Genomic DNA, 26,448 nt, shown 5'->3' with positions numbered 1-26,448 from the left:
CTGAACGACCTCATCGATCGCGGTAACCTCCTCACAGTCAGGAAAGATGCCGGAGCATGAAGAAGCGAATTTCGATCCTGGTTTTCGTGCCGATCGTGGTCTTCGTGGCCTTTGCTGCCCTGTTGTGGGCGTTGCTCCACCACACGCTGATCCAGGATCGGGACGACATGTTCCGTCAGGTCAGTGCGCAGGCATCGCGGCTGGCGTCACGACTGGCGAAAAAAGCGGAGGTCGATCTGGTTGAGCGCCCCGGCCCGCTTGAAGAGGACCTGATGCTCAGCACCCGTCTGACAGGCGCCACCGCCGTCGTTCTCCTCGATCCGGCCGGACGCATCGTGCTCGCGCACGATAGCGGCTGGAAAGGCAGCCGCTTCGACGAGCGCCTGACAACCATCAAGCCAGAGCGGTTCAGCGAAACAACATCGAAGCGTGCGGAGAGTCATTCCGGTGATGCCGGATTACCCTACGTCGATGTTCTTGTGCCGTTCACCTTCCCGTCGTCTCGCGCGGGGGCGCGGGAACAAGGCGCGGTGTTCGTGGCGATGGATTTCGGTGACGCGCTGGCAGCCTACCAGCACCGGCATTTCGTCGATCAGCTGCCGCTGCTTGCCATTCTCCTGGCGTTCGCCGTTTCGCTGGCGCTCTGGGTGTTCGTCTCCCTGGTGCGCCCGTTGCGGCAGTTGACCGACGCGAGCAAGCGTTTGCGCGAGGGCGGTGATTTCTCCTTCTCGGCCGGCGGTTTCGGCGAGGTTCGCGAGCTGGGCGAGGCGTTCTCGGCAACGGTCGCTCAACTCGACGAGCAGCGGCGCACGCTGCTGGCGAAAGAGGCCGACCTGCGCGAGCGCATGAAAGAGTTGTCGTGCCTGTACGACGTGTTCCGGATCACCGAACGCGACGATATCGATACGGCGCAGATGTTCCGCCTGGTTGCCAAGCGCCTTCCCAAGGCAATGCGGTTCCCGGAGCGGTGTTCCGGCATCATCGAATGCGGCGACACCCATTATGGCCCGGCGCCGAACGGGGTTCAGCTTTGGGCGAGCTTCACGGGCATCGGCGGGCAGGCGGCCCGCGTCGGCGTGTGCTATTCGCAACTCCCCGGTGACGTTACCGGGGCACCGTTTCTGGCCGAGGAAATCGACCTCATCGACGCCATTGCCGTCCGGCTGAGCGGGGTGATCGCGCATCGGGAGGCGGTGTCCTTGGCGGAGGACAAGCATGCACTGATTCAGGCGATCTTCAATCAGGCGCCGGATGCAATGGAGTTGGCGGATGCCCGGACACTGCGCATGATCGAGGTCAACGAAGCCAGTTGCCGGCTGCTGGGCTATTCGCGGGAGGAACGGTTGCTGCAGACGGTATCCGACTTCCAGGCGGACATGACCGACGCACAACTCCAGACCGTAACCGCAGAAATAATCGCATCGGGGGGCGCAGTGTTCGAGGCGCGCCATCGGCGGAAGGATGGCTGCCTGATCGATGCGCGGGTTGGCGTGCGCCCGGTGAGGCAGGGCGGAAAAGAGTATTTCGTTGCCATCTGGCGTGATATCACGGCGGAAAAACAGGCGCAGTCCGAATTGCGCAAGCTGTCGCTGGCTGTCGAGCAGAGTCCGAACCCGGTGATCATTACCGATCTGGATTGCCGCATCGAATACGTCAATGCGGCGTTTTCCCGGGCGACCGGTTATCCGCGTGAGAGCGTTCTCGGGCAGAACCCGCGTCTGCTCAAGTCGGGAAAAACGCCAAAGGCGACCTACGACGCGATGTGGCAAACGCTGCTGCGTGGCGAGCCCTGGAAAGGCGAGTTCATCAACCGGACGCGCGACGGCGAGGAGCAGATCGAATCGGCGATCATCGCGCCGCTGCGCCAGCACGACGGTCAGATCACCCACTATGTCGCGGTGAAGGAGGACATCACCGCCCGCAAGCAGCACGAGGAGCAACTGCGCAAACTCTATCTGGCCGTCGAGCAAAGTCCGGAGAGTATCGTCATTACCAACCTGGATGCCGAAATCGAATACGTGAATTCGGCATTTCTGCGCAATACCGGCTACACGAAGGATGAGGTGATCGGGCAGAACCCGCGCGTTCTCCACTCTGGAAGAACGCCGAAGGAAACCTTCGACTCGATGTGGGCCAGCCTGTCGCGCGGCGACGTCTGGTGCGGCGAATTGATCAACCGGCGCAAGGACGGCAGCGACTACGTGGAGTTCGCCACGATCGCTCCGGTCCGCCAGCCGGATGGCCGTATTACCCACTACCTGGCAATCAAGGAGGACATCACCGAAAAGAAACGCATGGCCGAAGAGCTCGAGCAGCACCGCATTCACCTCGAGCAACTCGTGGAACGCCGTACGGCGGAACTCGACGGAGCCCTGCAGGAGATGAGCGCGCTTTTCGAGGCGGCCAGCGCCGGGATCGTCCTGTTGCGGGAGCGGACAATCGTTCAGTGCAATCGCCGCTTTGACGAGATGCTCGGCTACGCGCCGGGGGCGCAGTTGGGTCAGCCGACCCGAATCTGGTATTTCGACGAGGCAAGTTACGACGAGATCGGTTGCGAGATATATCCGCGCATGCGGCGGGGCGAAATCGACGTTCGCGAAATGCGTTTCCGGTGCAAGGACGGCGAGGGCGTCTGGTGTCGCGTGTCCAGCCGGGCGATCAATCCGGATCGTCTCGACGACGGCCTGGTGGTGATCATCGACGATATTTCCGACGAACGCGAGGCGGCCGAAGTGCTGAAACAGTCCCTGGCGAGACAGCAGGCGATTTTCGACGCGGCCAGTGCCGGCATCATGCTGATTCGCAACAGGGTGATCGAGCATTGCAACCGCCGTCTCGAGGAACTGACGGGTTACATGCCCGGCGAACTCAACGGCCAGCCGACCCGCTGCCTCTACGCCGACCCCGCCGACTGGGCGGCGGCCGGCCAGGCGATCTATTCCACGCTCAGCCGCAACGAGAGTTACATCAGAGAACTGCTGTGTCGGCGTCAGGACGGCAGCACCTTCTGGGTCAGGCTGTCGGCCCGCGCCATTGATGCCGACGATATGAGCAAGGGTGTTGTCGGAATGCTTGAGGACATCACCGTCGAACGCGCAGCGATGGACGAAATCCGTCGCGCGCGGGCGCTGGCCGAGGCGGCGGCCCGGACGAAGTCGGAGTTCCTGGCCAACATGAGCCACGAGATCAGGACGCCGATGAATGCGATTCTCGGCATGGCGCACCTGGCCATGAATACCGAGCTGTCGCCGCGCCAGCGCGACTATCTGGCCAAGATCCGGTTGTCCGGGCAGCACCTACTGGGCGTAATCAACGACATCCTCGATCTGTCGAAGATCGAAGCCGGCAAGATGGGTGTGGAGCGTGTCGAGTTCGACCTGGCGCAGGTACTCGACAATGTTGTCGGGGTGATCGGTGGCCGGGCCGAGGACAAGGGGCTGGAGCTGATCGTCAGGGTTGATGAGAACGTGCCGCCGTATTTGCTGGGCGATCCGCTGCGCATCGGACAGGTGCTCATCAATTACGCCAACAACGCGGTGAAGTTCACCGAATCCGGCGAGGTCACCCTCGGCGTCAGCGTCGTCGAGGCGTCGGCGGAAGAGGTCGTGCTCCGGTTTTCCGTCAGCGACACCGGGATTGGCATCGACGAGGAGCAGTGCAGACGCTTGTTCGAGAGCTTCGAGCAAGGGGATGCGTCGACGACGCGGAAATACGGCGGGACCGGCCTCGGGCTGGCCATTTCCCGGCGGCTCGCCAGCTTGATGGGCGGCGAGGTCGGTGTGGACAGCTCCCTCGGCCAAGGCTCCGTGTTCTGGCTTGTGCTGCCGTTGGGGCGGGGTACGAGGACGGTGAGCCGGCCGTTGCTTCCCCCGGATCTCCATGGCCGTCGCGTGCTGGTCGTCGATGACAATCAACAGGCCCGGGAAGTGATCTGCGGGATGTTGCATTCGATGAGCTTTGTCGCCGTATCCGTTGCGTCGGGGCGTGACGCGGTCGCCGAGGTGCTGCGCGCGGCGGCGGTCGGCGTTCCCTATGACGTGGTTTGTCTCGACTGGAAGATGCCGGTCATGGATGGAATCGCAACGGCGCAGGAGCTCAGGAAGGTGATGGCCGGGCGTCTTCCGCCGCTGATCATGATCACCTCGTACGGTCGCGATGAGGTATCGCCTGCGGCCGGTGAAGTCGGCATCGCCGAATTGCTGGTGAAGCCCGTGTCGCCGTCGCAGCTGTTCGATGCGCTGATGCGGACTCTCGGTGCGGTGCCGGGCGATAGCGCGACGACGCAGTTGCCCGAAATCGAATCCCCGCTACGGGGGACGGAGGCGTCCGCCGTTGCCGGTGCGCGTGCCTTGCTGGTCGAAGACAACGAGATCAATCAGGATGTCGCTTCGGAGTTGCTGGGTCAGTTCGGCTTGCAGGCGGATATTGCCGGGAATGGTCAAATCGCCCTGGAGATGCTCGAGGATGCGCGCGGTACGGCTTACGACATCGTGTTCATGGACATGCAAATGCCGGTGATGGACGGCGTGACGGCAACACGCGCGATCCGGAAAATGCCCCGCTACGCAAACCTCCCCATCGTTGCGATGACCGCCAATGTCATGCCCGGCGACCGCGAGCGCTGCCTGCAGGCCGGGATGAACGACCACCTTCCCAAACCGATCGATCCGGAGGAACTGCTGCAAAAACTGCTGCGCTGGGTAAAGCCGCGTCCAGCAGCGGCACACAAAGAGGCCGTTTCTCCCACCCAGGCGGCGGTCGCTGCCCCGGGCAACGCGGATGTCGACCGCCTTGCCGGGATCGAAGGTCTCGATCCGACGACCGGCCTACGCTTGTTCATGGGGAATGCCGCTGCCTACCGGCATGCATTGCGGAAATTCGCCGTCCGCCATGAGACCTTCCCGAAGCGGGTCGGCGATGCCCTGGTCGCCGCCGACTGGGAGAACGTCGGCTTGATCGCGCATGGATTGCGCGGGGTTGCCGCGCAACTCGGCGCCGGAAAGTTGAGCGGCTATGCGGAGCAACTTGAGTCGCTGGCAACGAGGCATGCCGCGGGCTGGGAAGCAGAGGGGGCAACGGTCCTGGCGCGGCTGGCTCCAAATCTTTCGAAGCTGATAGCGGCGATCGACGCACGTCTCCCCCGTGAAAAGGAGGTCGATGTGTCGGTCGTGGAGCAGGGCGATCCGTCCCGGTTGGGCGAAGTGCGTGCAACGCTGCGGCAACAACTGCAGAGCGCCGATCCAATGAGCCATGAAACGCTGAAGCAGAACGCAGCACTGCTTCGCTCTGCCTGGGGGGGCGCTTATGAACAGCTCGCGTCGAAAGTCGATGATTTCGATTTCGACGGCGCGCTGGAAATGGAAAGCCGCTTGTAGCCAGTTTGTCGTCCCCGGCTATGGACAGTTGCGCAACCAGTCTGCGCAGGCGGCTGCGATCGGTCGTCGGCTGGATTGCCGGCTAAACCACGGAAAACTTCGCCAGTGCCCTGGCGTCGGCGCGTAGCCCCACGGCTTCCGCCTGCTCGAGAAAATCCCTGACCTGCGCTGGGTCGGCCGCATCGAAGGCCTTGCAGGTGCGTCCTTCGTCACCGAGTTTCAGCAGCGATGTCCTGAGTTTCTCTCCGGGCATCCAGTCGCGCGACCAGCCCAGCGCGTGTACGCCGATGCTCCCGGCACGCTTGCCGGTGCCGATCAGTTCGAAGCCGGCGAGGAATTCGAGGTCTTCGCCGCTGAGGCGGCATTCCTCCTCGGCCCGGGCGATGATTTCGCTTTCGCTGGCGACGTCCACCGTCCAGGCGACAGGCTCGGGTGAACCCAGCAGCAGGTAGTAGCGTGCGGTCATTTTCCCCTCCAGGGTCAGCGGCGGAGCTTGGCGAACGCCGCCGCCATCGCGCCTTGCGTTTCGGGTTGTCGCGCCTGTTGCTGTTTGGCCTTGTTGCTCAGCGGCACGTTGCCTTTCTTCATGCCGGCGGGCGTGGCATCGTCGGTCAGGCGCATGGTCAGGGCGATGCGCTGGCGGGCCAGGTCGACCTCGACCACCTTGACGCGCACCACGTCGCCGGCCTTGACGACTTCGTGCGGGTCTTTCACAAATTTGTTGGATAGCGCCGAGATATGCACCAGGCCGTCCTGGTGCACGCCGATATCGACGAAGGCGCCGAAGTTGGCAACGTTGGTGACGACGCCTTCGAGAATCATCCCCGGCTGCAGATCCTTGACCTCCTCGATGCCGTCCTTGAACACGGCGGTCTTGAACTCGGGGCGGGGATCGCGGCCCGGCTTTTCCAGTTCCTTGAGGATGTCCTGCACGGTCGGCAGGCCGAATTTCTCGTCGGTGTACTTGGCCGGCTGCAGCGATTTGACGAGGCGTGAGTCGCCGATCACGTCCTTGATGCCCTTCTTGATGTCGGCGAGGATGCGCTCGACCAGCGGATAGGCTTCCGGGTGGACGGCAGAGGCGTCGAGCGGGTTGTCGCCGCCGGTGATGCGCAGGAAGCCGGCGGCCTGCTCGAAAGTCTTCTCGCCGAGGCGGGGAACGTCGAGCAGCGCCTTGCGGTTCGGGAAGGCACCGTTCTTGTCGCGGTAGCTGACGATGTTGGCGGCGAGCGTGCTGTTGAGGCCCGAAACGCGGGTGAGCAGCGGCGCGGAGGCCGTATTCACATCGACGCCGACGGCGTTCACGCAGTCCTCGACGACGGCGTCGAGCGCGCGCGCCAGCTTGGTCTGGCTGACGTCGTGCTGGTACTGGCCGACGCCGATCGACTTCGGGTCGATCTTCACGAGTTCGGCGAGCGGGTCCTGCAGGCGCCGGGCGATCGACACGGCACCGCGCAGGCTCACATCCAGTTCCGGGAATTCGCGCGCGGCGTACTCGGAGGCGGAATAGACCGAGGCGCCGGCTTCGGAAACGACGATCTTGGTCAAGGAAACTGGGTGAAAATTGGGGTCTGTCCCCAATTTCCTTATCAGATCGGCGGCGAGTTTGTCGGTTTCGCGCGAGGCGGTGCCGTTGCCGATGCTGATCAGATCGACGTTGTGCTTCCTGGCCAGCACGGCCAGCGTGTGCAGCGAACCGTCCCAGTCGCGGCGCGGTTCGTGCGGGTAGATGGTGGCGGTGTCGAGCAGCTTGCCGGTGGCGTCGACGACAGCGACCTTGACCCCGGTGCGGATGCCGGGGTCAAGGCCCATCGTCGCCCGCTGGCCGGCCGGCGCGGCGAGCAGCAGATCGTGCAGGTTGGTGCCGAAGACGCGGATCGCTTCTTCCTCGGCGCGCTCGCGCAGGGCGTTCATCAGATCGAGTTCGAGGTGCATGAAGACCTTGATGCGCCACGTCCAGCGTACTGTGTCGGCCAGCCACTTATCCGCGGCGCGGCCCTGATCGGCGATGCCGAAATGCCTAGCGATGCGCGCTTCGCAAGGGTTGTGGCCGACTGGCTTGTTGGCTTCGTCCAACTCCGAATCCAGGACTAACGAGACTTGCAGCGCGCCTTCGTTGCGCCCGCGGAAAAGAGCGAGCGCGCGGTGCGACGGCACGGTGTTGACCGGCTCGGAATAGTCGAAATAGTCGCGGAACTTGGCCCCGTCGGTTTCCTTGCCTTCGACAACGGTCGATTTGACGACGCCGTGTTCGTCGAGGTATTCGCGCAATTTTCCGAGCAGCGCGGCGTCTTCGGAGAACTGCTCCATGAGGATCTGGCGGGCACCGTCGAGCACGGCCTTTGTATCCGCAAAGCCGGCTTCGGCGTTGATGAACTTCGCGGCTTCGTCCTCCGGTTTCAGCGTCGGATCAGCGAGCAGCGCCTCGGCGAGCGGTGTGAGGCCGGCCTCGCGGGCGATCTGCGCTTTGGTACGGCGCTTGGGCTTGTACGGCAAGTAGAGGTCTTCGAGGCTTTGCTTGGTTTCCGCATCGTTGATCTGCGCGGCGAGTTCCGGCGTCAGTTTGCCCTGTTCGTCGATCGAGGCGAGGATCGCGGCGCGGCGATCTTCGAGTTCGCGCAGGTAGGTCAGGCGCTCGTCGAGCGTGCGCAACTGCGTGTCGTCGAGGCCGCCGGTCACTTCCTTGCGGTAACGGGCAACGAACGGCACCGTGGCGCCTTCGTCGAGCAGGCCGACGGCCGCGACGACCTGATGTAGGGTGCTGCCGATTTCTTCGGCGATCTTCTGGGTGATGCGGAGTTCTGCGGAGGAAGCCATCAGCGATCAGGGACGAGGAAAAAAGGGCGAACTATGCGCAATCGGAGCGGAAAATTCAAGCGCATGCAGTCAAGTGCGACCCCACGCCTTGCGTGCTCCCTTGTCGATGGAGTTAAATGCCATCTGCCTGTCCATCCATACCTTGTCAGGGAGTGTCCATGAAAATTGATATTGAGCGTCTGGGGTTGAAGGACGTTGACGTTGATCCGGAAACGCTTTTCGATTTCCCGAAGGGTCTGGCCGGTTTCGAACAGTGTCACCGCTTCAAGCTGTTCCACGAGGAAGGCAAGCCGACGGTGTTCTGGCTGCAATCCGTAGACGATTCATCTGTCGTCTTTCCCGTGGTTTTTCCGGAACGGCTCGATCTCGAATACCAGATCGAACTCAGCGACGAGGATTGTTCCCTGCTGGAACTGGCGCAGCCCGAGGATGCCGCCGTGGTTGTCATTGTTTATCGTGATGAGGCACAGGACGGGAAAATCGCGGCGAACACCCGCTCGCCACTCATCCTGAACCTTAACAGCCGCAAGGGGATGCAGAAGATCCTGGCTGATTTCCAGCCGAAGCTGGTGTTGCACGGGCGCTGACCCGCTGCAGGTGCGGGCGAGGGCGCTGGCGACACGCCCTGTCCGCAACTTTCATTCAGTAAGACGACGCGGCGCGGGCGGCTTGGTCGTAGCGGCCCGACAGGGCGCGCAGCAGTTGCGCCACTTCGCCGAAGCGCTGGTTTTCCTCTTCCTTGCCGGAGAATCCGGGCATCAGACAGGACTCGCGCACCTCGCGGTAGCGTTCGCACAGCGCGGCGCCTTCCTTGGTGACGCCCAGATAGACTTCCTTGCCGCGCTTGGTGCTGGCGACGAACTTCATTCCGATCAATTTCTTGACGGAATACGACACCACGTGGGTGTCCTCGATGTTCAGCACGAAGCAGATGTCGGCCAGCCGCTTCTCGGTTCCGCGGTGGTTGATGTGGTGCATGACCAGCACGTCGGTGGGCGTCAGATCCTTGGCGCCGGCGGCGGTCATGCAGCGGATCATCCAGCGGTTGAACGCGTTGGTGGCGATGATCAGGCCGAATTCGATCTCCGAGAGCTCAGGAGACTTGGGCGAGACGAGATGCGCAGAGGAAACGATGCGCTGCCGCTTCTGGCCTGGTTCGAGTTTTTTGGGGGTGAGATCCATGGCGATTCCGTGACGGGGGAGGGGGTGAAAAGCGCGGGACAGCGAGGCATTATAAGAGTTTTAAATTGACAATACATTGACGATTTATTAACGTTGAGGCCCCGTGGTCTGGGATGAGTTCTGCTTTTGACCCACGGTATCTGAACTGCTTTTCGTGTCACCTGATTTTGCGATCGGTTTCACTCTTGCCCCGGTCGGTCGCCGACCGGCCGGTTCTGGTTACCCTGGTTATGGAGAACTCTATGTTGAAGACGCTTGTTGCCGTTTGTTCCGCCACGACGGCGCTGCTGGCCGGTTCCAGCGCGTTTGCCCAGCAGAAATGGGATATGCCGACGGGCTATCCGGGCAATAATTTCCACACCGAAAACATCGTTCAGTTCGCTGCCGACGTCGACAAGGCGACCGGCGGGAAGCTGAAGATCACCGTGCACGACAACGGTTCGCTGTTCAAGGCCAACGAGATCAAGCGCGCCGTGCAGGGCGGGCAGGCCGACATCGGCGAGATCATCATCTCCGGCTTCTCTAACGAGGATCCGATGTTCGGCGTCGACTCGATTCCGTTCCTGGCGACCGGGTACGCGGAGTCGAAGAAGCTCTGGGAAGTGTCCAAGGCGGCGACTGAAGCGCGTCTGGCCAAGCAGGGTTTGAAGGTGCTGTACTCGGTGCCGTGGCCGCCGCAAGGCATCTACAGCGCCAAGCCGCTGAACTCTGCCGCTGACCTGAAGGGCGTCAAATGGCGTGCCTACAACCCGGGCACCAGCCGGATCGCACAACTCGTCGGGGCGCAACCGGTGACAATCCAGGCCGCCGAACTGACCCAGGCGCTGGCGACCGGCGCGGTGCAGGCATTCATGACCTCCGGTGCGACCGGCTACGACAGCAAGGTCTGGGAGCAGGTCAAGTACTACTATGACGTGAGTGCCTGGCTGCCGAAGAACCTGATCATCGTTTCGCAGAAGGCGTTCTCGCGGCTCGACAAGCCGACCCAGGACGCCGTCCTCAAGGCGGCTGCAGCGGCCGAGGAGCGTGGCTGGAAGACCAGCACCGAGAAGAACAACTGGTACAAGGAACAATTGGCCAAGAACGGGATGACGGTCGAGGCCGGTTCCGCGCAACTGCGCGAAGACTTCAAGAAGGTCGGCTTGACGATGATCGGTGACTGGACGACGCAGACCGGGGCCGAAGGGCAGGCCATCATCGACGCCTTCCGCAAGTAATTCCGCGGACAACGGACAACCGAAAGCGGAAAACGTCGTGACGTCGTTTTCGATCCGGGCCTGAAACCAACCCGCGGGCGACCACCGGTCGCCCGCTTCATTTCCGAGGGAAGTCGATGCGTTCCTTGTTGAACGGCCTGTTCAATGCGACAGGCTATCTTGCCGGTGTGTTCATGATCGGAACATTGCTGGCCGTGCTTTCGAGCATTTTCGGGCGGATTTTCCCGGCACTGGAAATTCCCGGTGCCGATGCCTACGCTGGCTACTGCATGGCCGCGTCGGCCTTTCTGGCGCTCGCTGCAACGCTGCGCCGCGGTGAGCATATCCGGGTGACGCTGATCATCAACCATCTGCCGCCGGGGGCCAAGAAGTGGCTGGACGTGTTCTGCCATATCGTCGCGCTGGGCGTGGCGGCGCTGCTGGCGTGGTACTCGATCCGCCTGGTCATGCAGTCGTATGCCTTCAACGACATCTCGACCGGCCTTGATGCCACGCCGCTGTGGATTCCGCAGCTGGGCATGGCGATCGGGACGATCATCTTTACCCTGGCGTTCGCGCTGGATCTCGCCGATCTGGTGTCCGGACGGAAAATCGTCGAGGCGCCGAAAGAGGGCGAACCGGCGCGCGTCGAATAGCCCAACGGGACGAATCATGGATTTTTACATTACCGCCTTTCTCATCGTCGTCCTGTTCGCCATTCTCGGCAGCGGTGTCTGGATCGGGTTGTCACTGGCCGGCGTGGCCTGGGTCGGCATGCAGTTGTTCACCTCGCGACCGGTTGGCGACGCGATGGTCATGACGATCTGGGGATCGTCATCGTCCTGGACGCTGACGGCGCTGCCGCTGTTCATCTGGATGGGCGAGATCCTCTTCCGCACCAAATTGTCGGAGGACATGTTCAAGGGGCTGGCGCCGTGGCTGGAGAAGATTCCGGGGCGTCTGCTGCATACGAACATCATCGGTTGCACGATCTTCGCCGCGGTGTCGGGTTCCTCCGCCGCGACGTGTGCGACCATCGGCAAGATGGCCCTGCCGGAACTGAAAAAGCGCGGCTATCCGGACTCGATCGCCATCGGCACGCTGGCCGGGGCCGGGACGCTCGGACTGCTCATTCCGCCGTCGATCATCATGATCGTCTATGGCGTTACGGCCAACGTCTCGATCGCCAAGCTGTTCATCGCCGGGGTGTTCCCGGGGCTGATCCTGGCGGGGCTGTTCATGGCTTATACGATGGTCTGGGCATTGATGCATCCCGAGCAGATTCCCCAGCCGGACCGCGAATTGACCTTCCGCCAGAAACTGCACGAGTCGCGCCATCTGATTCCGGTCGTGACCTTGATCACCGCCGTTCTGGGGTCGATCTACACCGGCATCGCGACGGCCACCGAAGCTGCGGCACTGGGCGTCGTCGGTTCGATGGCCATCGCCGCGTTCCAGGGGGCGCTGACCTGGAAAAATTTCATCGAAAGCCTGCTCGGCGGGACGCGGCTCTACTGCATGATCGCGTTGATCCTGGCCGGCGCGGCGTTCCTGACGCTGGCGATGGGCTATATCGGGCTGCCGCGGCATCTCGCCGAATGGATCACCAGCCTGCATCTGCCGCCGCTGGCGTTGATCTTCGCGCTGATGGTGTTCTTCATCGTGCTCGGCTGCTTCCTGGATGGCATCTCGATGGTCGTGCTGACCATGGGCGTGCTGCTGCCGACCGTGGAGCGGGCCGGCTTCGACCTGCTGTGGTTCGGCGTCTTCGTGGTGCTCGTGGTCGAGATGGCGCAGATTACCCCGCCGGTCGGCTTCAACCTGTTCGTGCTGCAGGGGATGACCAAAAAGGAAATTTCCTGGTTGTCGAAACAGGCATTTCCGATGTTCGTTCTGATGCTGGTGATGGTTCTGCTGATGTACTTCGTCCCGGACATCACCAACTGGTTACCGCAACACATGGGAGGGTGAGTTGAACAGCAATGAAACCGGCGGGATGCTTTCAGCCCGCCTGCTGCCGGTGGGCGATACCGCGTGGACCGTCGAGTTCGGCAACGTTATCGATCCGGCGCTGCATGCGCGCGTGCTCGGTCTGGCCGAGGCGCTCGAGCAGACGAGGGAAGATGCGCTTTTCAGCGCCATCGTCGACGTCGTGCCGACCTTCCGCTCGCTGACCGTGCATTTCGATCCGCTGCGCTGCGACGGGCAACGTCTCGGCGAGGCGCTGCTGCACCTGGCGCAGACGTCGGGTGCCAAACAGGCGGTAGGGCGGCAATGGTGCCTGCCCGTCTGCTTCGACGACGAGTTCGCGCCCGATCTCGCCGAACTGGCACACATCAAGGGAATGACGCGCGAGGCGGTGATCGACCGGCTCACCGCGGCCGAATTCCGCGTCTACATGATCGGCTTCATGCCGGGCTTTCCGTACATGGGCGGCCTGCCGCCCGAATTGCAGATGCCGCGGCTGGCGTCGCCGCGCAAAGCCGTGCCGGAGCGTTCGCTCGCCGTCGCCGGCGAGATGTGCGCGGTTTATCCCTGGGAGAGTCCGGGGGGCTGGCGTCTGCTCGGGCGCACCCCGGTGCCGATGTTCTCGGCGGCCGACCCGGTGCCCGCGTTGCTGGCTTCCGGCGATCGCGTGCGCTGGCGGGCCATCGATCGCGGCACCTACCTTGAGATGGAGGCCGCGGCGAAGGCCGGTATGCTCGACCGGAACAGCCTGTTGGTGACCGGCGAAGGAGATCGGTCATGAGCAGCGTGCTGGAAGTCACCCATCCTGGCCTCGGCAACGGCATCCAGGATGCCGGCCGCTTCGGCTACCGGCACATGGGAATCACCGTTTCCGGCTGTCTCGACCGGATTCTGGCGCGCTGCGCCAATGCGCTGGCGGGCAATGCCACGGACGCGGCGTGCATCGAAGTGCGCGTCATGGGGCCGGCGTTGCGGGTTACGCAGGGGGCGGTGCGCGTGGCCGTCGTCGGCAACATGGCGCCGAAGGTGCGCCGGGCGGACGGGCGCCAGGAGGATGCGCCGGCCTGGCGGAGTCTTGCGCTCGAACCCGGCGATGTGCTGGAAACCGGAACGGTGCGCGGCGGCGTCGCCTACATCGCGGTCAGCGGCGGCTTTGCCACGCCGGTGCAACTCGGCAGCCGCTCGACGTACCAGCGCGCGCTGATCGGCGGCATCGACGGCCGCCTGCTGGCCAAGGGAGATTCATTGCCTTGCGGCGTGCCGGCCGATCCCCGGCAGGGCGAACGGCATGCCACACCGTGGTGCTACGACGAGAGTCCGATCCGCGTCATCCTCGGCCCGCAGCAGGAGCATTTCACCGCGGAAGCGCTGCAGGAATTCCTGAACTCGGCCTACACGGTGACGCCGCAGATGGACCGCATGGGCATGCGCCTCGACGGTCCGCCGCTCCAGCACGTGACGCCGGAAGCGGCGGACATCGTTTCCGACGGCGTGACACCGGGTGTGATCCAGGTGCCCGGCAACGGCCAGCCGATCATCCTGCTGGCCGATTGCCAGACGGTCGGCGGCTACCCGAAGATCGCCACGGTGATTTCGGCCGACCTGCCGCGCCTCGCGCAACGCAAGCCGGGCGATGCGCTCCGTTTTCGCGCCGTCGATGCCGCGGAAGCGAAGGCTGCCTTGCTGGAACTCGAAAGCCGTTGGCTCGCCTGGGCGGAGACCATTGCGCTGGATGCGCCAGTCGACGGCACTGACGACGAAGCCGCGTGGGCGGCGATCTGACAGGAGAAGGACATGACCAAACTGCTTAATCTGAATGCTGACCTCGGCGAGAGTTTCGGCCCGTGGAAAATGGGCAGCGACGGCGCGATGCTCGGCATCGTCAAGTCGGCCAACGTGGCTTGCGGTTACCATGCCGGTGATCCGTCGGTGATGCTCAGGACGGCGGCGCTGGCCCGCGACAACGGCGTCAGCATCGGCGCGCATCCCGGTTTTCCCGATCTGCAGGGCTTTGGCCGGCGGCGCATGGACATCCCGCTCGACGAACTGGAAGCGATGATGCTCTACCAGATCGGCGCGCTTGAGGCCTGCGCCCGCGCCCAGGGGATGCGGGTCACTCACGTCAAGCCGCACGGCGCGCTGTCGAACATCGCCTGCGCCGAGCGCAAGGTCGCCGATGCCATCGCCCGCGCCGTCAAGCGCCTCGATCCGGCACTCATTTTGCTCGCTCCGGCGGCCTCGCAGCTGATCCTGGCCGGGCGCGAACAGGGACTGCCGATCGTCGAGGAAGTCTTCGCCGATCGCGCCTACCTTGATGACGGCAACCTGGTGCCGCGCAGCCAGCCCGGCGCGATGGTGCATGGCGCCGAAGCCAGCCTCGCGCACGTCATGCGCATGGTCGAGGAACAGGCGCTGATTTCGATCACCGGCAAGCGCATCCCGGTCAATCCGCAAAGCATCTGCGTGCATGGCGACAACGCCGAAGCGGTGGCGACGGCGAAGGCGCTGCGCGAGGGGCTGGAAAAGGCCGGCTACACGATGGCGACGATTCCGGAGATTCACGCCGCGGCGAAATAGGAGCCGGGCGGAACCCGGCGCTCGGTTCATGGGTCCGACGCCCATGAACCGAGTTCGCTGGATTTTCCTGATCATCCTTCTCTTGCTCGCCGGCTTCCTGCTCTTGTGGCCGGAGGAGTCGCGTGGGCAGGTCACACCGTTTCGCGTCGTTACCGTCAGCGAAGGGCTGGAGTATCCGTGGGGCCTCGCCTTCCTGCCGGACGGCCGGATGCTGGTGACCGAGCGGCCGGGGCGGCTGCGCCTGATCGGCCGTGACGGAAAGCTCGATCCGCGCCCCATTGCCGGCGTGCCGACCGCGGCGGCCACGGGGCAGGGCGGCTTGCTCGACGTCGTTCTGCATCCCGGCTTCGAGACGAACGGCTGGGTCTACCTTTCCTACGCCGCGGGGGGCGAGGGCGGCTATGGAACAACCTTGGCACGCGGGCGGCTGGAGGGCCATGCGCTGCGCGATGTCGAGGTGCTATTCTCGATGCGCCCGAGGACATGGGCTGGCCAGCATTTCGGCTCGCGACTCGTCTTCGACCGCAAGGGCTTCCTTTACATTACCCTCGGCGACCGGGGAGAGATGGCGCGCGCGCAGCGACTCGACGACCACGCCGGCTCGGTGATTCGCCTGCACGACGACGGACGCGTGCCGGCGGACAATCCCTTCGTCGGCGTCGCCAACGCGCTGCCCGAGAAATTCACGCTTGGCCACCGCAACATCCAGGGCGCCGCGCTGCATCCGCAAACCGGCGAACTGTGGGCGCACGAGCACGGGCCGCAGGGCGGCGACGAGATCAACATCATCCGCGCCGGGGGCAATTACGGCTGGCCGGTGATCACCTACGGACGGAATTACGTCAGCGGCACGCGCATCGGCGAAGGCAGCGAAAAGGCCGGCATGGCTCAGCCGCTCCTGCAGTGGACGCCGTCGATCGCGCCGGCGGGGATGGCCTTTTACACCGGCGACAAGTTTCCGGCGTGGCGCGGCAGCCTGTTCGTCGGCGCCTTGCGCGGGCAGATGCTGGTCCGGCTGGAACTCGACGGCCACCGCATCGTGCGCGAGGAGCGGCTGCTGGAAAACCAGCTTGGGCGCATCCGCGACGTGAGGAACGGCCCCGATGGCTTCCTCTACCTCCTGACCGACACGGCCAATGGACGCATCGTTCGTTTGGAGCCGGAATGACGGGCGGGTAGTGTGTATTTGCCAGCCCTTGAAGGAGCGGGGGAGGGCGTTCATGCGAGTGCCCTGCGGTAGTCGTGCCCGGGTATCCGCGCCGGTGGCGATGACTTACACTCCGGTCATTGCCGACCGGGAAGAGTCATGCTCAAGAACAATCTGAACGACCTGCTGGCGCGTATCCAGGCGTTGCAGGAAGACGTCGAGGAAGAATACCGCAAGGCTCGCGAGGATCTGCTGACAAAACAGGCCGAACTGGCCGAAGAATTCCTGCGCCAGCAAAAGCGCTACAAGATCGGATTGTTCCGCTTCCTGGCGCGCAGCAATCTGCTGGACATCCTCACCGCACCGATCGTCTACAGCGGCTGGATTCCGTTTCTGCTGATGGATCTGTTCGTTACTGTCTATCAGGCGATCTGCTTCCCGGTCTATCGCATTCCCAAGGTGAAGCGCTCGGATTTTCTGGTGTTCGACCGCGGCGATTTGCCGTATCTCAACCTGATCGAGAAATTCAATTGTTTCTATTGCTCGTACGGCAACGGCGTGGCGGCCTACACCCGCGAGGTGGCGTCGCGGACCGAGCAGTACTGGTGTCCGATCAAGCATGCGCGCCGGATCAAGGCGGCGCATGAGCGCTATCCGAAGTTCTTCGATCACGGTGACGCCGAGGCGTTCCGGCAGGGGTTGAACCGTTTGCGCCGGCAGTTTGTGGAGGACGCCGGCAAGAATTCCGTCAATAAGGGAGATGAAAATTGAATTCGATTCGACGCTACCGTGACAACCTGCAGGATGAGCTCGACGGCGCGGCGCTCTATGCCGCGTTGTCCAGCTATGAGAGCGATCCGACGCGCAAGGATCTGTTCCTGCAACTGGCGCAGGCGGAGGACGAACACGCGGAGGTCTGGCGCGACAAACTGCTGGCGGCCGGAATCGCAGATTTCCCCCAGAATCCTTCGCTGAAGGCTCGGGTGCTGATCCGTCTGGCGCGACGCTTTGGTCCGCGATTCGTCTTGCCGGTTGTCGCAGCCAACGAGTACGCCGATCGCAACAAGTACGCGAACCAGCCCGATGCCGCGGCGTTGTCCGCGGATGAACACGGCCATGCGACGGTAATTCGCGCTGCGGCCGGGCATGGCGGGCCGGTCGATGGAGCCGATATCGCCGGGGCCGAGCACTGGCACCGCGGCGGATCAGGCAACGAGCTGCGTGCCGCGGTGCTCGGCGTTAACGACGGGCTGGTTTCCAATTTCTGCCTGGTCATGGGTGTTGCCGGCGCCGGGGCCGCCTCGGCCACTGTTTTGCTGACGGGCATGGCCGGACTCGTCGCCGGCGCCCTGTCGATGGCGCTCGGCGAGTGGCTGTCGGTGGCTAACGCCCGTGAACTGGCGCGCACGCAGATCGAGCGGGAAGCGGAGGAACTCGAACAGACGCCGGAAGCCGAGAAGAAGGAACTGGCGCTGATCTACCAGGCCAAGGGCATCGAGCGCGAACAGGCCTGGCTGATCGCCACGAAGGTCATGGAAAACCGCGAGACTGCGCTGGAGACGCTGGCGCGCGAGGAATTGGGCATCGATCCGGCGGAACTCGGCGGCAACCCGTGGAGTGCGGCCGGTGTCTCGTTGCTGCTGTTTGCCGTGGGCGCGATTTTTCCGGTCGCGCCGTTCTTCTGGCTGGAAAACTCGGTCGGTATCGTCGCCAGCATCGGTCTGAGCCTGTTCGGGCTCGGTGCTGTCGGCGCGGTGACCTCGCTGTTCAACGGCCGCAGCTTCGCCTATTCGGCGTTCCGCCAGGTTCTGTTCGGCGGTGTCGCGGCGGCGGTGACGTTCGGCGTCGGGATATTGTTCGGCGCGTCGATCGCCTGAACCCACTACTCGGGCAGCGTTTCCTTTTCGATCCAGCGCTGCAGCGTGGCGATCAGCGCTTCGGGGTCGACCGGCTTGGCAATGTGGTCGTTCATCCCGGCGGCGAGGCAGCGTTCGCGATCCTCGGCGAAGGCGTTGGCGGTCATCGCCAGAATCGGCAGGTGGCGGGTTTCCTGCCCTTTGCGGAGGTGTCGGCAGGCTTCGAGACCGTCCATCACCGGCATCTGCACGTCGAGCAGAATCAGCGCATAGCCGCCGTCGCGTGCGCGTTCGACCGCCTCGTGGCCGTTGCCGGCGATGTGTACCTCCAGGCCGGCGTCTTCGAGGAGCATCCGGATGACCTCCTGGCTGACAGCATCGTCCTCGGCGACGAGGATGCGGTGGCGGGCCGTGAATCCTCCGTCGTTGGTGCCGGTGTCACCCTGATCCGTCTGGCGAGCTTGTTCCGGCTTGCTGCGCTTGCCCAGCCGGGCGGTGAACCAGAACGTGCTGCCTTGGCCGTGCTCGCTGACCACTCCCGTGTCGCCGTCCATCAGCCGGGCGATTCGCGTGGCGATGGTCAGCCCGAGACCGGTGCCGCCGAAGCGGCGGGTGGTCGAGTCGTCGGCCTGGGTGAAGGGCTGGAACAGCCGCGCTTGCTGTTCCGGCGTCAGGCCAATACCCTGATCGCTGACCTCGAAGCGCAGCAGGAGAACGTTGCCCGTTTCCTCGCCGGCAACCGGGAAAACCCGGATGCGGATGTCGCCGTGTTCCGAGAACTTGATCGCGTTGTCGATGAAGTTGATCAGCGTCTGCTTCAGGCGCAAGGCATCGCCGCACAGAAATGCCGGGATGGCCGGCGCAATGTCCACCGACAGCCCGAGTCCCTTGGCCTGTGCCCGCGGCTGATGCAGGAAAACGGCTTCGTCGACGGCGTCGGCGAGGTTGAAATCGTAGTTCTCCAGCGTCAGACGGTCGGCCTCGATGCGCGAGATGTCGAGGATGTCGTTGATGATCGCTCGCAGGTGCCGCGTCGCCTTGGCACTCTGGTCGAGTTGCCCGATCAGGACCGGGTCGGTGGCGCGGCGCCGGGCCAGTTCGGTCATGCCGATGATGCCGTTGAGCGGGGTGCGCAGTTCGTGGCTCATGTTGGCCAGGAAGACGCTTTTCGCCCGGCTGGCCGCCTCGGCCGCATCGCGGGCGTCGGCAAGTTCCGCCGTGCGCGCGACGACGAGTTCTTCCAGATGGTTGCGGTGCTGTTCGAGTTCGTCTTCGACCCGCTTGCGCTCGCTGATGTCGTGGATGACCGAGAAGATCAGCGTGCTGCCGTCGACGGTGATCGGGGCGCTGTGTACTTCGACGGTCCGCGTTTCGCCGGAAGCGATCCTGTGGGGGAAGACGAAGGTCTGTTGCGTTCCGGTGAGTACGGCGTAACGCTTGTCCCGGCACGTTCCGGCAGGGAGCACGTTGATGTCGCCGATGTTCATATCGAGCAACACGTCGCGCGGGTAGCCGTAAAAGCGTTGCGCCGCCTCGTTGGCATCGATCAGCTTGCCACTGGCCGGTTCGATCAGCAGCATGGTTGCGGCGTGTTCGCGGAACATCCGCGAGAAGCGCTCCTCGGACTCGCGCAGGCTGCGGTTTGAGCGTTCCAGTTCGCGGATTGCCGCTTCCAGTTCGGCGGTACGCAACCGCACCTGGTCCTCGAGCAGGATCGTCGTCTGCTGCAGCCCGAAATCGGCATCGAAGCGGTTGGAGCCGCTTTCGGCGCGGTCCATCAGCACGTCGATGATCTTGTTCAGGCGGAGGATTTCCGCCTGCAGCAACGCTTCGTTGGCTTCACCCGGATTGGCTGGCATCATTGGCCTCTCTCGCCGGGAACGTTGGAAGTGCCGAAAGCGATACCGACGAACGTCTGGTTCATGTGCAGGCCGCGATACTGCTCGCCGTAGGTGCAGAAGCCGGTGGTGCGATTGTCGAGCATCAGAGCCGCGATTTTCTCGCGTTCCGGACTGCGCATGATGGCCAGCTTGCGGTGGGAACAGTCGAAGCCGAGCACGCATTGGGGCGTGCCGACCTTGGCGCGAATGTCGGCGAAGGCCCGTTCGAGCTTGGGCAGAAGGCCTGCGCTGCGAGCGATGCGCAGCACCGTTCCTTTCTCTATGGCGCAGAAGAAGGTCAGGCTGTGGTCGGGGTTGATCGCGTTCAGGGCACGCACGTAGCTTTCGCCGTTGATCAGCACGATGATCGTGCGGTCGAGCATGTGCCACAAGTCGGCGCCTTCCAGACTCTGGCCAAGTGCCCGTGACAACTCCCCGGCGGCAGGGAGGCCGTTGAGTTCGAATACGGTTCTGCGGGCGGGGTCGGCTTCCGTCACCACCAGGCGTTCCGGCATCGGTTCAAGGTGATGGGTGCGGAACACGGTGCAGGGAACGCGCGAGGCCAGCAGGATCAGGACGGACGCGTCATCGTGAAACTGCCCGCCGGAATAGACGCGGCTCTTCTTCATGCTCAGGCTGTCGGCGGCCGATCCTCCGACCAGGGGCGTGCGGCCGAGCGCGCTCTGCAGCACACGCGAAACGGCCTCCTCTCGGAGCGAAAGCCCGTCGATCAACTGCAGGGCGACGCAATTCGAGTTGGCCGAGGCCTGCGGGAACAGGCGGCTGTCCAGCTCGCGCTGCAGTGAATCGACCAGTGCGTGTCCCCGCACGGTTTCGAATGCCTGCAGGTTTTCGGTGCAGGCGCTGACGGCGGTGAAGTCGTTGGAGGAGAAACTGATGCCGCTGAGGCTGAAGTCGCGGTAGCCGGCCGTGCCAATCTCCCCCGCCGTCGTGCAGCCGACCACCTGAACACCCCGGAACAGACGGTTCATTTCCTCCGCCAGGGCATCGCTGTCGTACGCCGCCGAGCAAAAGAAGACGACCAGCGCCGTGTTGTCCTGATAGACCGCGCGGTGAAATTCGCGTACGGCGTCCTGGGCATTTTCCGCACACGAGTGGGCTGCGCGGATGCTGGTGCGGTCGTTCATGCAGCCTGCCTTGGCATGATGGAGTGGGAAGGCTGCGAGTATACGTAATGACCGATGAGTTATCCACGTTGAAACGATATTCCTCGTTTTTTTCAGAGACTTGAAATGCGCCGCGGCAGATGCCATCTTGGGATGACGAAGGCCACTCGAGAGCCCGTAGAAATGGAGCTTTCATGCAATTCAAGGATTATTACCAGACGCTCGGGGTGAAGCGCGAGGCGACGGCGGAGGAGATCAAGAAATCCTTCCGCAAGCTGGCGCGCAAGTACCACCCGGATGTTTCGAAGGAAAAGGACGCCGAGCAGCGCATGCAGGAGATCAACGAGGCCTACACGGTCCTCTCCGATCCCGAGCGGCGCGCAGCGTACGATCAGCTCGGCAGCGGTTATCAGCCCGGGCAGGAATTCCGGCCGCCGCCCGACTGGGATACGGGGTTCGAGTTCTCCACGCACGGCTTTTCGCCCGGCGACGCCGCCGGCTTCAGCGATTTCTTCTCGCAGCTTTTCGGCCACATGGGCGGGGGCGGGGGCAGTATGGGTGGCGCGTTTCATGCCGGGCGTGGTGCCGGGAACTTCAGGATACGCGGCGAGGATCACCATGCGAAGGTCGTCCTCGACATCGACGATGCGTTCCATGGCGCTACCCGGCAGATCAGCCTGCGTGTACCCCGGGTAGACGCCCAGGGGCATGTCACCGTCGAGACGCGGACGTTGAACGTGAAGATCCCGGTCGGCGTCCGCGAAGGGCAGATCATCCGGCTGGCCGGGCAGGGGGCGCCGGGATACAGCGGCGCGCCGGCCGGCGACCTGCTGCTCGAAGTGCATTTCCAGCCGCATGAGCGCCTGCGCGTCGAAGGGCGCGACCTGCATCTCGATCTGCCGGTGGCGCCGTGGGAAGCCGCGCTCGGCGCCGTCGTGACGGTCGATCTCCCGGCGGGGGCGCTCAAGGTCCGGGTGCCCGCCGGGGCGCAAGGCGGCGGTACCTTGCGCGTGCGCGGCAAGGGCTTGCCGGGCAGCGTCGCAGGCAATCCGCCCGGCGATTTGCTCCTGACGCTTCAGGTCGTCCTGCCGCCGGCCGATACGGCGCGGGCACGCGAGATTTACGAGACCATGGCGCGCGAGTTGCCGTTCGACCCGCGCCGCTCGACAGGGAGATAAGCCATGCGCGACGACGACATCCTGATCGGCACGCTGATGGAAGAAAGCTGGTTGACGCTGGAACAGATCGCGGCCGCCTGCCGTGTCGAGCCCGACTGGCTGATGCGCCACCTCGACGAAGGGCTGCTTCCTGGCGCCGAGAGCGTCGCCGGCATCTGGCGCTTTTCCGCCGCGTCTCTGGTGCGCGCCCGACGTATGCACGACCTGGAGCGCAATTTCGACGCGGTGCCTGAACTGGCGGCGCTGGTGGCCGACATGCTCGAGGAAATGGACGCGTTGCGCCGGATCGCTGGTCGCGACTTGCGGGAGTGAATCCACCGTGGCAAGCGAACTCTGGCACCGCCACGCCTGGAGCAATCGTCTCCAGACGGCGCTGCTGGTGCTTTCGCTGGTCGGCATCACCGCACTGGCCGGTTTTCTGCTGGTCGGCCCGGACGGTCTGTGGATGGCGCTGGTGGCCTGCGCCGTGGCGCTGCTGGTCGAACCGGCGGCATCGAGGCTGACGCTGCGCCTGTATCAGGCGCGCCCGATTCATCCGCACGCAGCGCCGGATCTCTGGCGCCTGATGGAGGACATCGCGCGGCGCGCGGGACTGCCGGCGGTGCCGGAGCTGTATTACGCTCCGAGTCCGCTGATCAACGCCTTCGCCGTCGGCAACCGCCGGCACGCGGCCATCGCGCTCACCCACGGCCTGCTTGCACAGTTGCCGCCGCGGGAAATCGCAGGCGTCCTCGCCCATGAAACCGCGCACATCGCGCACGGCGACCTGCGCGTGATGGGCCTCGCCGACTACGTCAGCCGGCTGACCAGCCTGTTTGCGCTGCTCGGGCAGTTCCTCATCCTGTTTTCCCTGCCGGCGCTGCTGACCGGCGCGGGCACGATCAATTGGGCCGGGTTCCTCTTGCTGATATTTTCGCCGCACCTGGCCATGCTTTCGCAGCTCGGCCTGTCGCGGGTACGCGAATTCGACGCGGATCTCACCGCCGCGGCGCTGACCGGCGACCCGCGCGGCCTCGCCTCCGCCTTGGCGCGCATCGAAGGGCGCAGCCGCTCCTGGCGCGGCCTTTTCATGCCGGGCAGGGGCAATCCCGAACCGTCCTGGTTGCGTACGCATCCGGAAACCGAAGAGCGTATCCGTCGCTTGCGTGAATTGGCTCCGGCGGCGGAATCCGCCTATTGGCAGGACGTCGGGACGGTGCGTCCGGATACGCTCGGAAACGTCAGGCAACGCCCACGCTGGACGATCGGCGGTTTGTGGCGATAGCTGGCTTCAGGGGCGCTCAACCACGTTGCGCGCGCGGAGGCTTCATCTGTAGCGCGGCTGCCAGCGCCAGGGCGAATACCGCGGCCAGCAGGAGAAAGCCTTGCGCGTAGGCGGTGTGGATGCCCGCCGTGCTTGTTCCGTGAATGCTTTCTCGCCAGGCGACGAAGACGGCAATGACGGCAATGCCCATGACGCCGCCTAGCTGGCGCGAATAGCTGACGACGACCGAGGACTGACCGAGCTGGTGCGGTTCGAGATGGCGCAGCACCGAAAGCGTCAGCGCCGGCAGAATCAGCCCGAGGCCGATGCGCCCCCACACCGTGACGGCGATGATGCCGGTCGTGGTGATCGTTCCGCCGAGCAGGGCGAAGGCGAGGAACGAGGTCCCGAGCAGGCCCATGCCGGCGACGGTGAGCCAATGCGGCGGCAAGCGGTCCGCCATCCGGCCGGCAATCGGGATCGTCGCCAGCAGCGCGATCCCCGACGGGATCAGCGTCGAGCCTGCGGCGGCGGCGGTGAACCCCTGCGCGTTCTGCAGGAAGACGGGAATCAGGTAGGTCGAGCCGAAGAGGCCGAACCCGTAGGCGAAGGAGACGATCGTTCCCATCGAAAAGGCGCGATGGCGGAACAGGCCAAGGCTGATGACCGGGTTTTTCCGGCGGCGGGCATGACGGATGAAAAGCACTATGGCGGTAGTGGCCAGCGCGAGGTGCCCCAAGGTCCAGAGCGTCAGCAACCCGCTGTGCTGCAGGCTCGACACGGTCTCGACCAGGACAAGGGAGGCCAGTGTCAGCAGCGCTACCCCGGTCCAGTCGAACGGCTTCCGTTGTATTTCGCGGGGCAGCGGCAGGAAAATCAGCGCCAGGACCAATGCAGCGAGGCAGAACGGCAGGTTGAGCAGGAAAATTGTTCTCCAGCCGAAAGCGTCGAGCAATGCGCCACCTGCGGCGGGGGCGATTGCCGGCATGAGCACGATGCCGAAGGTCAGAATCCCCGAGGCGCGGCCCTGGCTGTCCGGCGGAAACAGGCGCATTACGGCCAGCGGGCCGAGCGGTTGCAGTACCCCCGTGGCGATGCCTTGAGCGATGCGTGCGGCGACCACGAGCGGGAAGGTCGGTGCAAAAAAGCCGGCAACGCTGGTGACCAGCAGTGCGAGAACCGCGCCGAGAAAAAGCTTGCGGAATCCCAGACGTTCGAGCAGCCAGGGCGCGGGCAGCATGGAAACCGTCATCGCCCCCATGAAGCCGGTCATTACCCATTGCACCTGTTCCTGGCCAAGGGCGAAGGCGCGGGTCAAGGCCGGAACGGCGACGTTGAAGCTGGAGGTCGACAGCACGCCGGAGATGGTGCCGAGGGCGACGACGAGCATCGCCAGCCATTTGTAGCGGGCGCCGTAGCGGAGCGAAAGCGTATCGAACGAGCGGGCAGGAGGCAGCAGAGGCATTTCAGGGGAGAAGTGTTGATTTATTGCTTCGGTACGATGAAATTTAAAGACCCCGTCATACCGGCGTAGGCCGGTATCCAGTATTTGAGAGTAATCGCCGACTGGACCCCGGCTTTCGCCGGGGTGACGAATTCAAACATTATCTCGCCGAACCAATAGTGATCGTCGGCCGCTTTCAGGATTCAGGTTGCAAGGTGATCGGGAGGTCGAGTTGCTGCTCGCCGCGCCGGATCGTCACGGTGACCGTTTCGCCAATCTGGAAATCGTCGATGCGCGACAGGTAGCGAGCGACGCCGTCGACCGGTTTGCCGTTGATCCCCGTAATGATATCGCCCGGTGCGATCCCGCCGTCCCGGGTGATTTGCGCCCCCTTGAGTCCCGCGGTATCCGCCGCCGAGCCGGGACTGACCTTGAGGACGTAGACGCCCGGCGTAGCGAACGAACGGACCAGACGCTCATTGAGTCCGTCGTCGATCTGGATGCCGAGCACCGGCCGGATGTATTTGCCCTTGGCGATCAGCTGCGGCACGACGCGGGCGACGGTGTCGACCGGGACGGCGAAGCCGATGCCGGCCGAGGCGCCGCTCGGGCTGTAGATCGCCGTGTTGATGCCGATCAGCCGGCCGGCTGAATCGAGCAGCGGTCCGCCCGAGTTGCCCGGGTTGATCGCCGCATCGGTCTGGATCAGGTGCTCCACGCTTCTGCCTCCTTCACTACCGAGCGAACGGTCAAGCGCCGAGACGATGCCGCTGGTCAGCGTCCAGTCGAGGCCGAACGGGTTGCCGATGGCGAACACCTTCTGCCCGACACGCAGGTCGTTGCTGGTGCCGAGCGGCACTGGCGGCGGGCGCTTGAAGCCGACGCCGATGCGCAGCACCGCGATGTCGTGCGCCGGGCTGGTGCCGACCAGCGCGGCCTGATAGTCACGGCCATCGGCCAGGCGGACGATCGCCTCGCTGGCGTTCTCGATCACGTGAAAGTTGGTGATGAGATGACCGGCATCGTCCCAGATGAAGCCGGACCCCGTGCCGCGCGGCACGGTGAACACGTTGCGCGTCCAGAAGTCGCGCCCCTGCGAACGCGTGGTGATGAACACCACCGAATCCCTGGCCTTCTCGAACAGTTCGATCGTCGCCTTTTCGTCGGCGGCGAGATCGCCGCGCGCCGTGACGGTCCGTGGCACCGCGTCGCTCGGAGCGAACCAGGCTTCGATGCGTGGCAGGAAATGGTTGAGCAGGATCAGCAGGGCGGCGGCTACGGTCAGCCAGAGAAGACGGGACTGGAAGCGGGACGGGTCGCGGGGGGCAGGATAGGGCATGGGGGCGGGAGACCGTGAATAAGTGTACGGCGCCGATTTTACCGGCTCGTTCGGCACTTCCCGGCAAGAAAGTTGTCTAGCGCGAGCAGCGTTAATCACCGGTCAATCACTTTTCCAGG

The 26,448-nt window shown here is 64.2% G+C and carries 21 protein-coding genes; 14 read left to right on the top strand and 7 right to left on the bottom strand.

Annotation, left to right across the window (positions count from 1 at the left end):
* Positions 1–56 precede the first annotated feature (56 nt).
* Positions 57–5,375 (top strand): PAS domain S-box protein, encoded by a 5,319-nt coding sequence (locus tag BO74_RS05950; protein WP_496440785.1) that lies wholly within the window; start codon positions 57–59, stop codon positions 5,373–5,375.
* Between the two features lie 82 nt (positions 5,376–5,457).
* Here BO74_RS05950 and BO74_RS05945 read toward each other — a convergent pair whose 3' ends face one another.
* Together BO74_RS05945 and BO74_RS05940 are read right to left on the bottom strand one after the other, a co-directional pair.
* Positions 5,458–5,841 (bottom strand): hypothetical protein, encoded by a 384-nt coding sequence (locus BO74_RS05945; protein ID WP_496440784.1) that lies wholly within the window; start codon positions 5,839–5,841, stop codon positions 5,458–5,460.
* A gap of 14 nt (positions 5,842–5,855) precedes the next feature.
* Positions 5,856–8,192 (bottom strand): Tex family protein, encoded by a 2,337-nt coding sequence (locus tag BO74_RS05940; RefSeq protein ID WP_496440783.1) that lies wholly within the window; start codon positions 8,190–8,192, stop codon positions 5,856–5,858.
* Between the two features lie 158 nt (positions 8,193–8,350).
* On the opposite strand from BO74_RS05940, the gene fliW reads away from it, so the two are divergent.
* On the top strand, positions 8,351–8,779 hold the full coding sequence (fliW, locus tag BO74_RS05935; protein ID WP_496440782.1) for a flagellar assembly protein FliW: 429 nt from the start codon (positions 8,351–8,353) through the stop codon (positions 8,777–8,779).
* A 55-nt stretch (positions 8,780–8,834) separates the two neighbouring features.
* Here fliW and BO74_RS05930 read toward each other — a convergent pair whose 3' ends face one another.
* The gene (locus BO74_RS05930) at positions 8,835–9,374 is read right to left on the bottom strand and encodes a winged helix DNA-binding protein (RefSeq protein WP_496440781.1); all 540 of its coding nucleotides are present in this window, start codon (positions 9,372–9,374) and stop codon (positions 8,835–8,837) included.
* Positions 9,375–9,616: 242 nt separating this feature from the next.
* Between BO74_RS05930 and BO74_RS05925 the strand changes: the two genes are divergently transcribed.
* The 9 genes from BO74_RS05925 (at position 9,617) to BO74_RS05885 (ending at position 18,139) form a co-directional block, all read left to right on the top strand.
* Positions 9,617–10,591 carry a TRAP transporter substrate-binding protein gene (locus BO74_RS05925; RefSeq protein WP_496440780.1) on the top strand — a complete coding sequence of 325 codons (975 nt, stop codon included), beginning with the start codon at positions 9,617–9,619 and terminating at the stop codon, positions 10,589–10,591.
* Between the two features lie 116 nt (positions 10,592–10,707).
* A complete protein-coding gene (locus tag BO74_RS05920; RefSeq protein ID WP_496440779.1) occupies positions 10,708–11,226 on the top strand; it encodes a TRAP transporter small permease in 519 nt (172 codons plus the stop codon).
* 16 nt (positions 11,227–11,242) lie between these two features.
* Entirely contained in the window at positions 11,243–12,541 is a 1,299-nt protein-coding gene (locus BO74_RS05915; protein WP_496440778.1) for a TRAP transporter large permease, read from the top strand.
* Between the two features lies 1 nt (position 12,542).
* Entirely contained in the window at positions 12,543–13,319 is a 777-nt protein-coding gene (gene pxpB / locus BO74_RS05910; RefSeq protein WP_496440777.1) for a 5-oxoprolinase subunit PxpB, read from the top strand.
* Positions 13,316–14,320 carry a 5-oxoprolinase subunit C family protein gene (locus BO74_RS05905; protein ID WP_496440776.1) on the top strand — a complete coding sequence of 335 codons (1,005 nt, stop codon included), beginning with the start codon at positions 13,316–13,318 and terminating at the stop codon, positions 14,318–14,320. The genes pxpB and BO74_RS05905 overlap by 4 nt, the downstream gene beginning before the upstream one ends.
* Before the next feature lie 12 nt (positions 14,321–14,332).
* On the top strand, positions 14,333–15,115 hold the full coding sequence (locus BO74_RS05900; RefSeq protein WP_496440775.1) for a LamB/YcsF family protein: 783 nt from the start codon (positions 14,333–14,335) through the stop codon (positions 15,113–15,115).
* Between the two features lie 43 nt (positions 15,116–15,158).
* The gene (locus BO74_RS05895; protein WP_496440774.1) at positions 15,159–16,283 is read left to right on the top strand and encodes a PQQ-dependent sugar dehydrogenase; all 1,125 of its coding nucleotides are present in this window, start codon (positions 15,159–15,161) and stop codon (positions 16,281–16,283) included.
* A gap of 138 nt (positions 16,284–16,421) precedes the next feature.
* Positions 16,422–17,033, top strand: coding sequence for a hypothetical protein (locus tag BO74_RS05890; RefSeq protein WP_496440773.1), 612 nt, complete (start codon positions 16,422–16,424; stop codon positions 17,031–17,033).
* On the top strand, positions 17,030–18,139 hold the full coding sequence (locus tag BO74_RS05885) for a VIT1/CCC1 transporter family protein (protein WP_496440772.1): 1,110 nt from the start codon (positions 17,030–17,032) through the stop codon (positions 18,137–18,139). Before BO74_RS05890 ends, BO74_RS05885 begins: the two co-directional genes overlap by 4 nt.
* 5 nt (positions 18,140–18,144) lie before the next feature.
* Here BO74_RS05885 and BO74_RS05880 read toward each other — a convergent pair whose 3' ends face one another.
* Both BO74_RS05880 and BO74_RS05875 read right to left on the bottom strand, forming a co-directional pair.
* A complete protein-coding gene (locus BO74_RS05880) occupies positions 18,145–19,980 on the bottom strand; it encodes a PAS domain-containing hybrid sensor histidine kinase/response regulator (protein WP_496440770.1) in 1,836 nt (611 codons plus the stop codon).
* Positions 19,977–21,146 (bottom strand): FIST N-terminal domain-containing protein, encoded by a 1,170-nt coding sequence (locus BO74_RS05875; RefSeq protein ID WP_496440768.1) that lies wholly within the window; start codon positions 21,144–21,146, stop codon positions 19,977–19,979. Before BO74_RS05875 ends, BO74_RS05880 begins: the two co-directional genes overlap by 4 nt.
* A 173-nt stretch (positions 21,147–21,319) precedes the next feature.
* Between BO74_RS05875 and BO74_RS05870 the strand changes: the two genes are divergently transcribed.
* From BO74_RS05870 to BO74_RS05860, 3 genes are read left to right on the top strand one after another with little or no spacing between them, the layout of a single operon-like run.
* Positions 21,320–22,303: a DnaJ C-terminal domain-containing protein gene (locus tag BO74_RS05870; protein ID WP_496440767.1), complete on the top strand. Its 984-nt coding sequence runs from the start codon at positions 21,320–21,322 to the stop codon at positions 22,301–22,303.
* A 3-nt stretch (positions 22,304–22,306) separates the two neighbouring features.
* Positions 22,307–22,615 (top strand): chaperone modulator CbpM, encoded by a 309-nt coding sequence (locus tag BO74_RS05865; RefSeq protein WP_496440765.1) that lies wholly within the window; start codon positions 22,307–22,309, stop codon positions 22,613–22,615.
* A 7-nt stretch (positions 22,616–22,622) separates the two neighbouring features.
* A complete protein-coding gene (locus BO74_RS05860) occupies positions 22,623–23,567 on the top strand; it encodes a zinc metalloprotease HtpX (protein ID WP_496440763.1) in 945 nt (314 codons plus the stop codon).
* Between the two features lie 16 nt (positions 23,568–23,583).
* Here the strand turns inward: BO74_RS05860 and BO74_RS05855 are convergent, their stop codons facing one another.
* Both BO74_RS05855 and BO74_RS05850 read right to left on the bottom strand, forming a co-directional pair.
* The gene (locus BO74_RS05855) at positions 23,584–25,011 is read right to left on the bottom strand and encodes a DHA2 family efflux MFS transporter permease subunit (RefSeq protein ID WP_496440761.1); all 1,428 of its coding nucleotides are present in this window, start codon (positions 25,009–25,011) and stop codon (positions 23,584–23,586) included.
* 175 nt (positions 25,012–25,186) lie between these two features.
* Positions 25,187–26,329, bottom strand: a complete 1,143-nt coding sequence (locus BO74_RS05850) for a S1C family serine protease (protein WP_496440759.1) — start codon at positions 26,327–26,329, stop codon at positions 25,187–25,189.
* Positions 26,330–26,448 lie beyond the last annotated feature (119 nt).

This window comes from Propionivibrio pelophilus DSM 12018 (assembly GCF_059569095.1).
The sequence above is the reverse complement of the archived record's forward strand: the minus strand, read 5'-3'. Positions and strand labels throughout refer to the sequence as shown.

Excerpts from the sequence above, each read along its gene's own strand:
- BO74_RS05950 (WP_496440785.1), top strand. The coding sequence starts at position 57 with ATGAAGAAGCGAATTTCGATCCTGGTTTTCGTGCCGATCGTGGTCTTC.
- BO74_RS05945 (WP_496440784.1), bottom strand. The coding sequence starts at position 5,841 with ATGACCGCACGCTACTACCTGCTGCTGGGTTCACCCGAGCCTGTCGCC.
- BO74_RS05940 (WP_496440783.1), bottom strand. The coding sequence starts at position 8,192 with ATGGCTTCCTCCGCAGAACTCCGCATCACCCAGAAGATCGCCGAAGAA.
- fliW (WP_496440782.1), top strand. The coding sequence starts at position 8,351 with ATGAAAATTGATATTGAGCGTCTGGGGTTGAAGGACGTTGACGTTGAT.
- BO74_RS05930 (WP_496440781.1), bottom strand. The coding sequence starts at position 9,374 with ATGGATCTCACCCCCAAAAAACTCGAACCAGGCCAGAAGCGGCAGCGC.
- BO74_RS05925 (WP_496440780.1), top strand. The coding sequence starts at position 9,617 with ATGTTGAAGACGCTTGTTGCCGTTTGTTCCGCCACGACGGCGCTGCTG.
- BO74_RS05920 (WP_496440779.1), top strand. The coding sequence starts at position 10,708 with ATGCGTTCCTTGTTGAACGGCCTGTTCAATGCGACAGGCTATCTTGCC.
- BO74_RS05915 (WP_496440778.1), top strand. The coding sequence starts at position 11,243 with ATGGATTTTTACATTACCGCCTTTCTCATCGTCGTCCTGTTCGCCATT.
- BO74_RS05905 (WP_496440776.1), top strand. The coding sequence starts at position 13,316 with ATGAGCAGCGTGCTGGAAGTCACCCATCCTGGCCTCGGCAACGGCATC.
- BO74_RS05900 (WP_496440775.1), top strand. The coding sequence starts at position 14,333 with ATGACCAAACTGCTTAATCTGAATGCTGACCTCGGCGAGAGTTTCGGC.
- BO74_RS05895 (WP_496440774.1), top strand. The coding sequence starts at position 15,159 with ATGAACCGAGTTCGCTGGATTTTCCTGATCATCCTTCTCTTGCTCGCC.
- BO74_RS05890 (WP_496440773.1), top strand. The coding sequence starts at position 16,422 with ATGCTCAAGAACAATCTGAACGACCTGCTGGCGCGTATCCAGGCGTTG.
- BO74_RS05880 (WP_496440770.1), bottom strand. The coding sequence starts at position 19,980 with ATGATGCCAGCCAATCCGGGTGAAGCCAACGAAGCGTTGCTGCAGGCG.
- BO74_RS05875 (WP_496440768.1), bottom strand. The coding sequence starts at position 21,146 with ATGAACGACCGCACCAGCATCCGCGCAGCCCACTCGTGTGCGGAAAAT.
- BO74_RS05870 (WP_496440767.1), top strand. The coding sequence starts at position 21,320 with ATGCAATTCAAGGATTATTACCAGACGCTCGGGGTGAAGCGCGAGGCG.
- BO74_RS05865 (WP_496440765.1), top strand. The coding sequence starts at position 22,307 with ATGCGCGACGACGACATCCTGATCGGCACGCTGATGGAAGAAAGCTGG.
- BO74_RS05855 (WP_496440761.1), bottom strand. The coding sequence starts at position 25,011 with ATGCCTCTGCTGCCTCCTGCCCGCTCGTTCGATACGCTTTCGCTCCGC.
- BO74_RS05850 (WP_496440759.1), bottom strand. The coding sequence starts at position 26,329 with ATGCCCTATCCTGCCCCCCGCGACCCGTCCCGCTTCCAGTCCCGTCTT.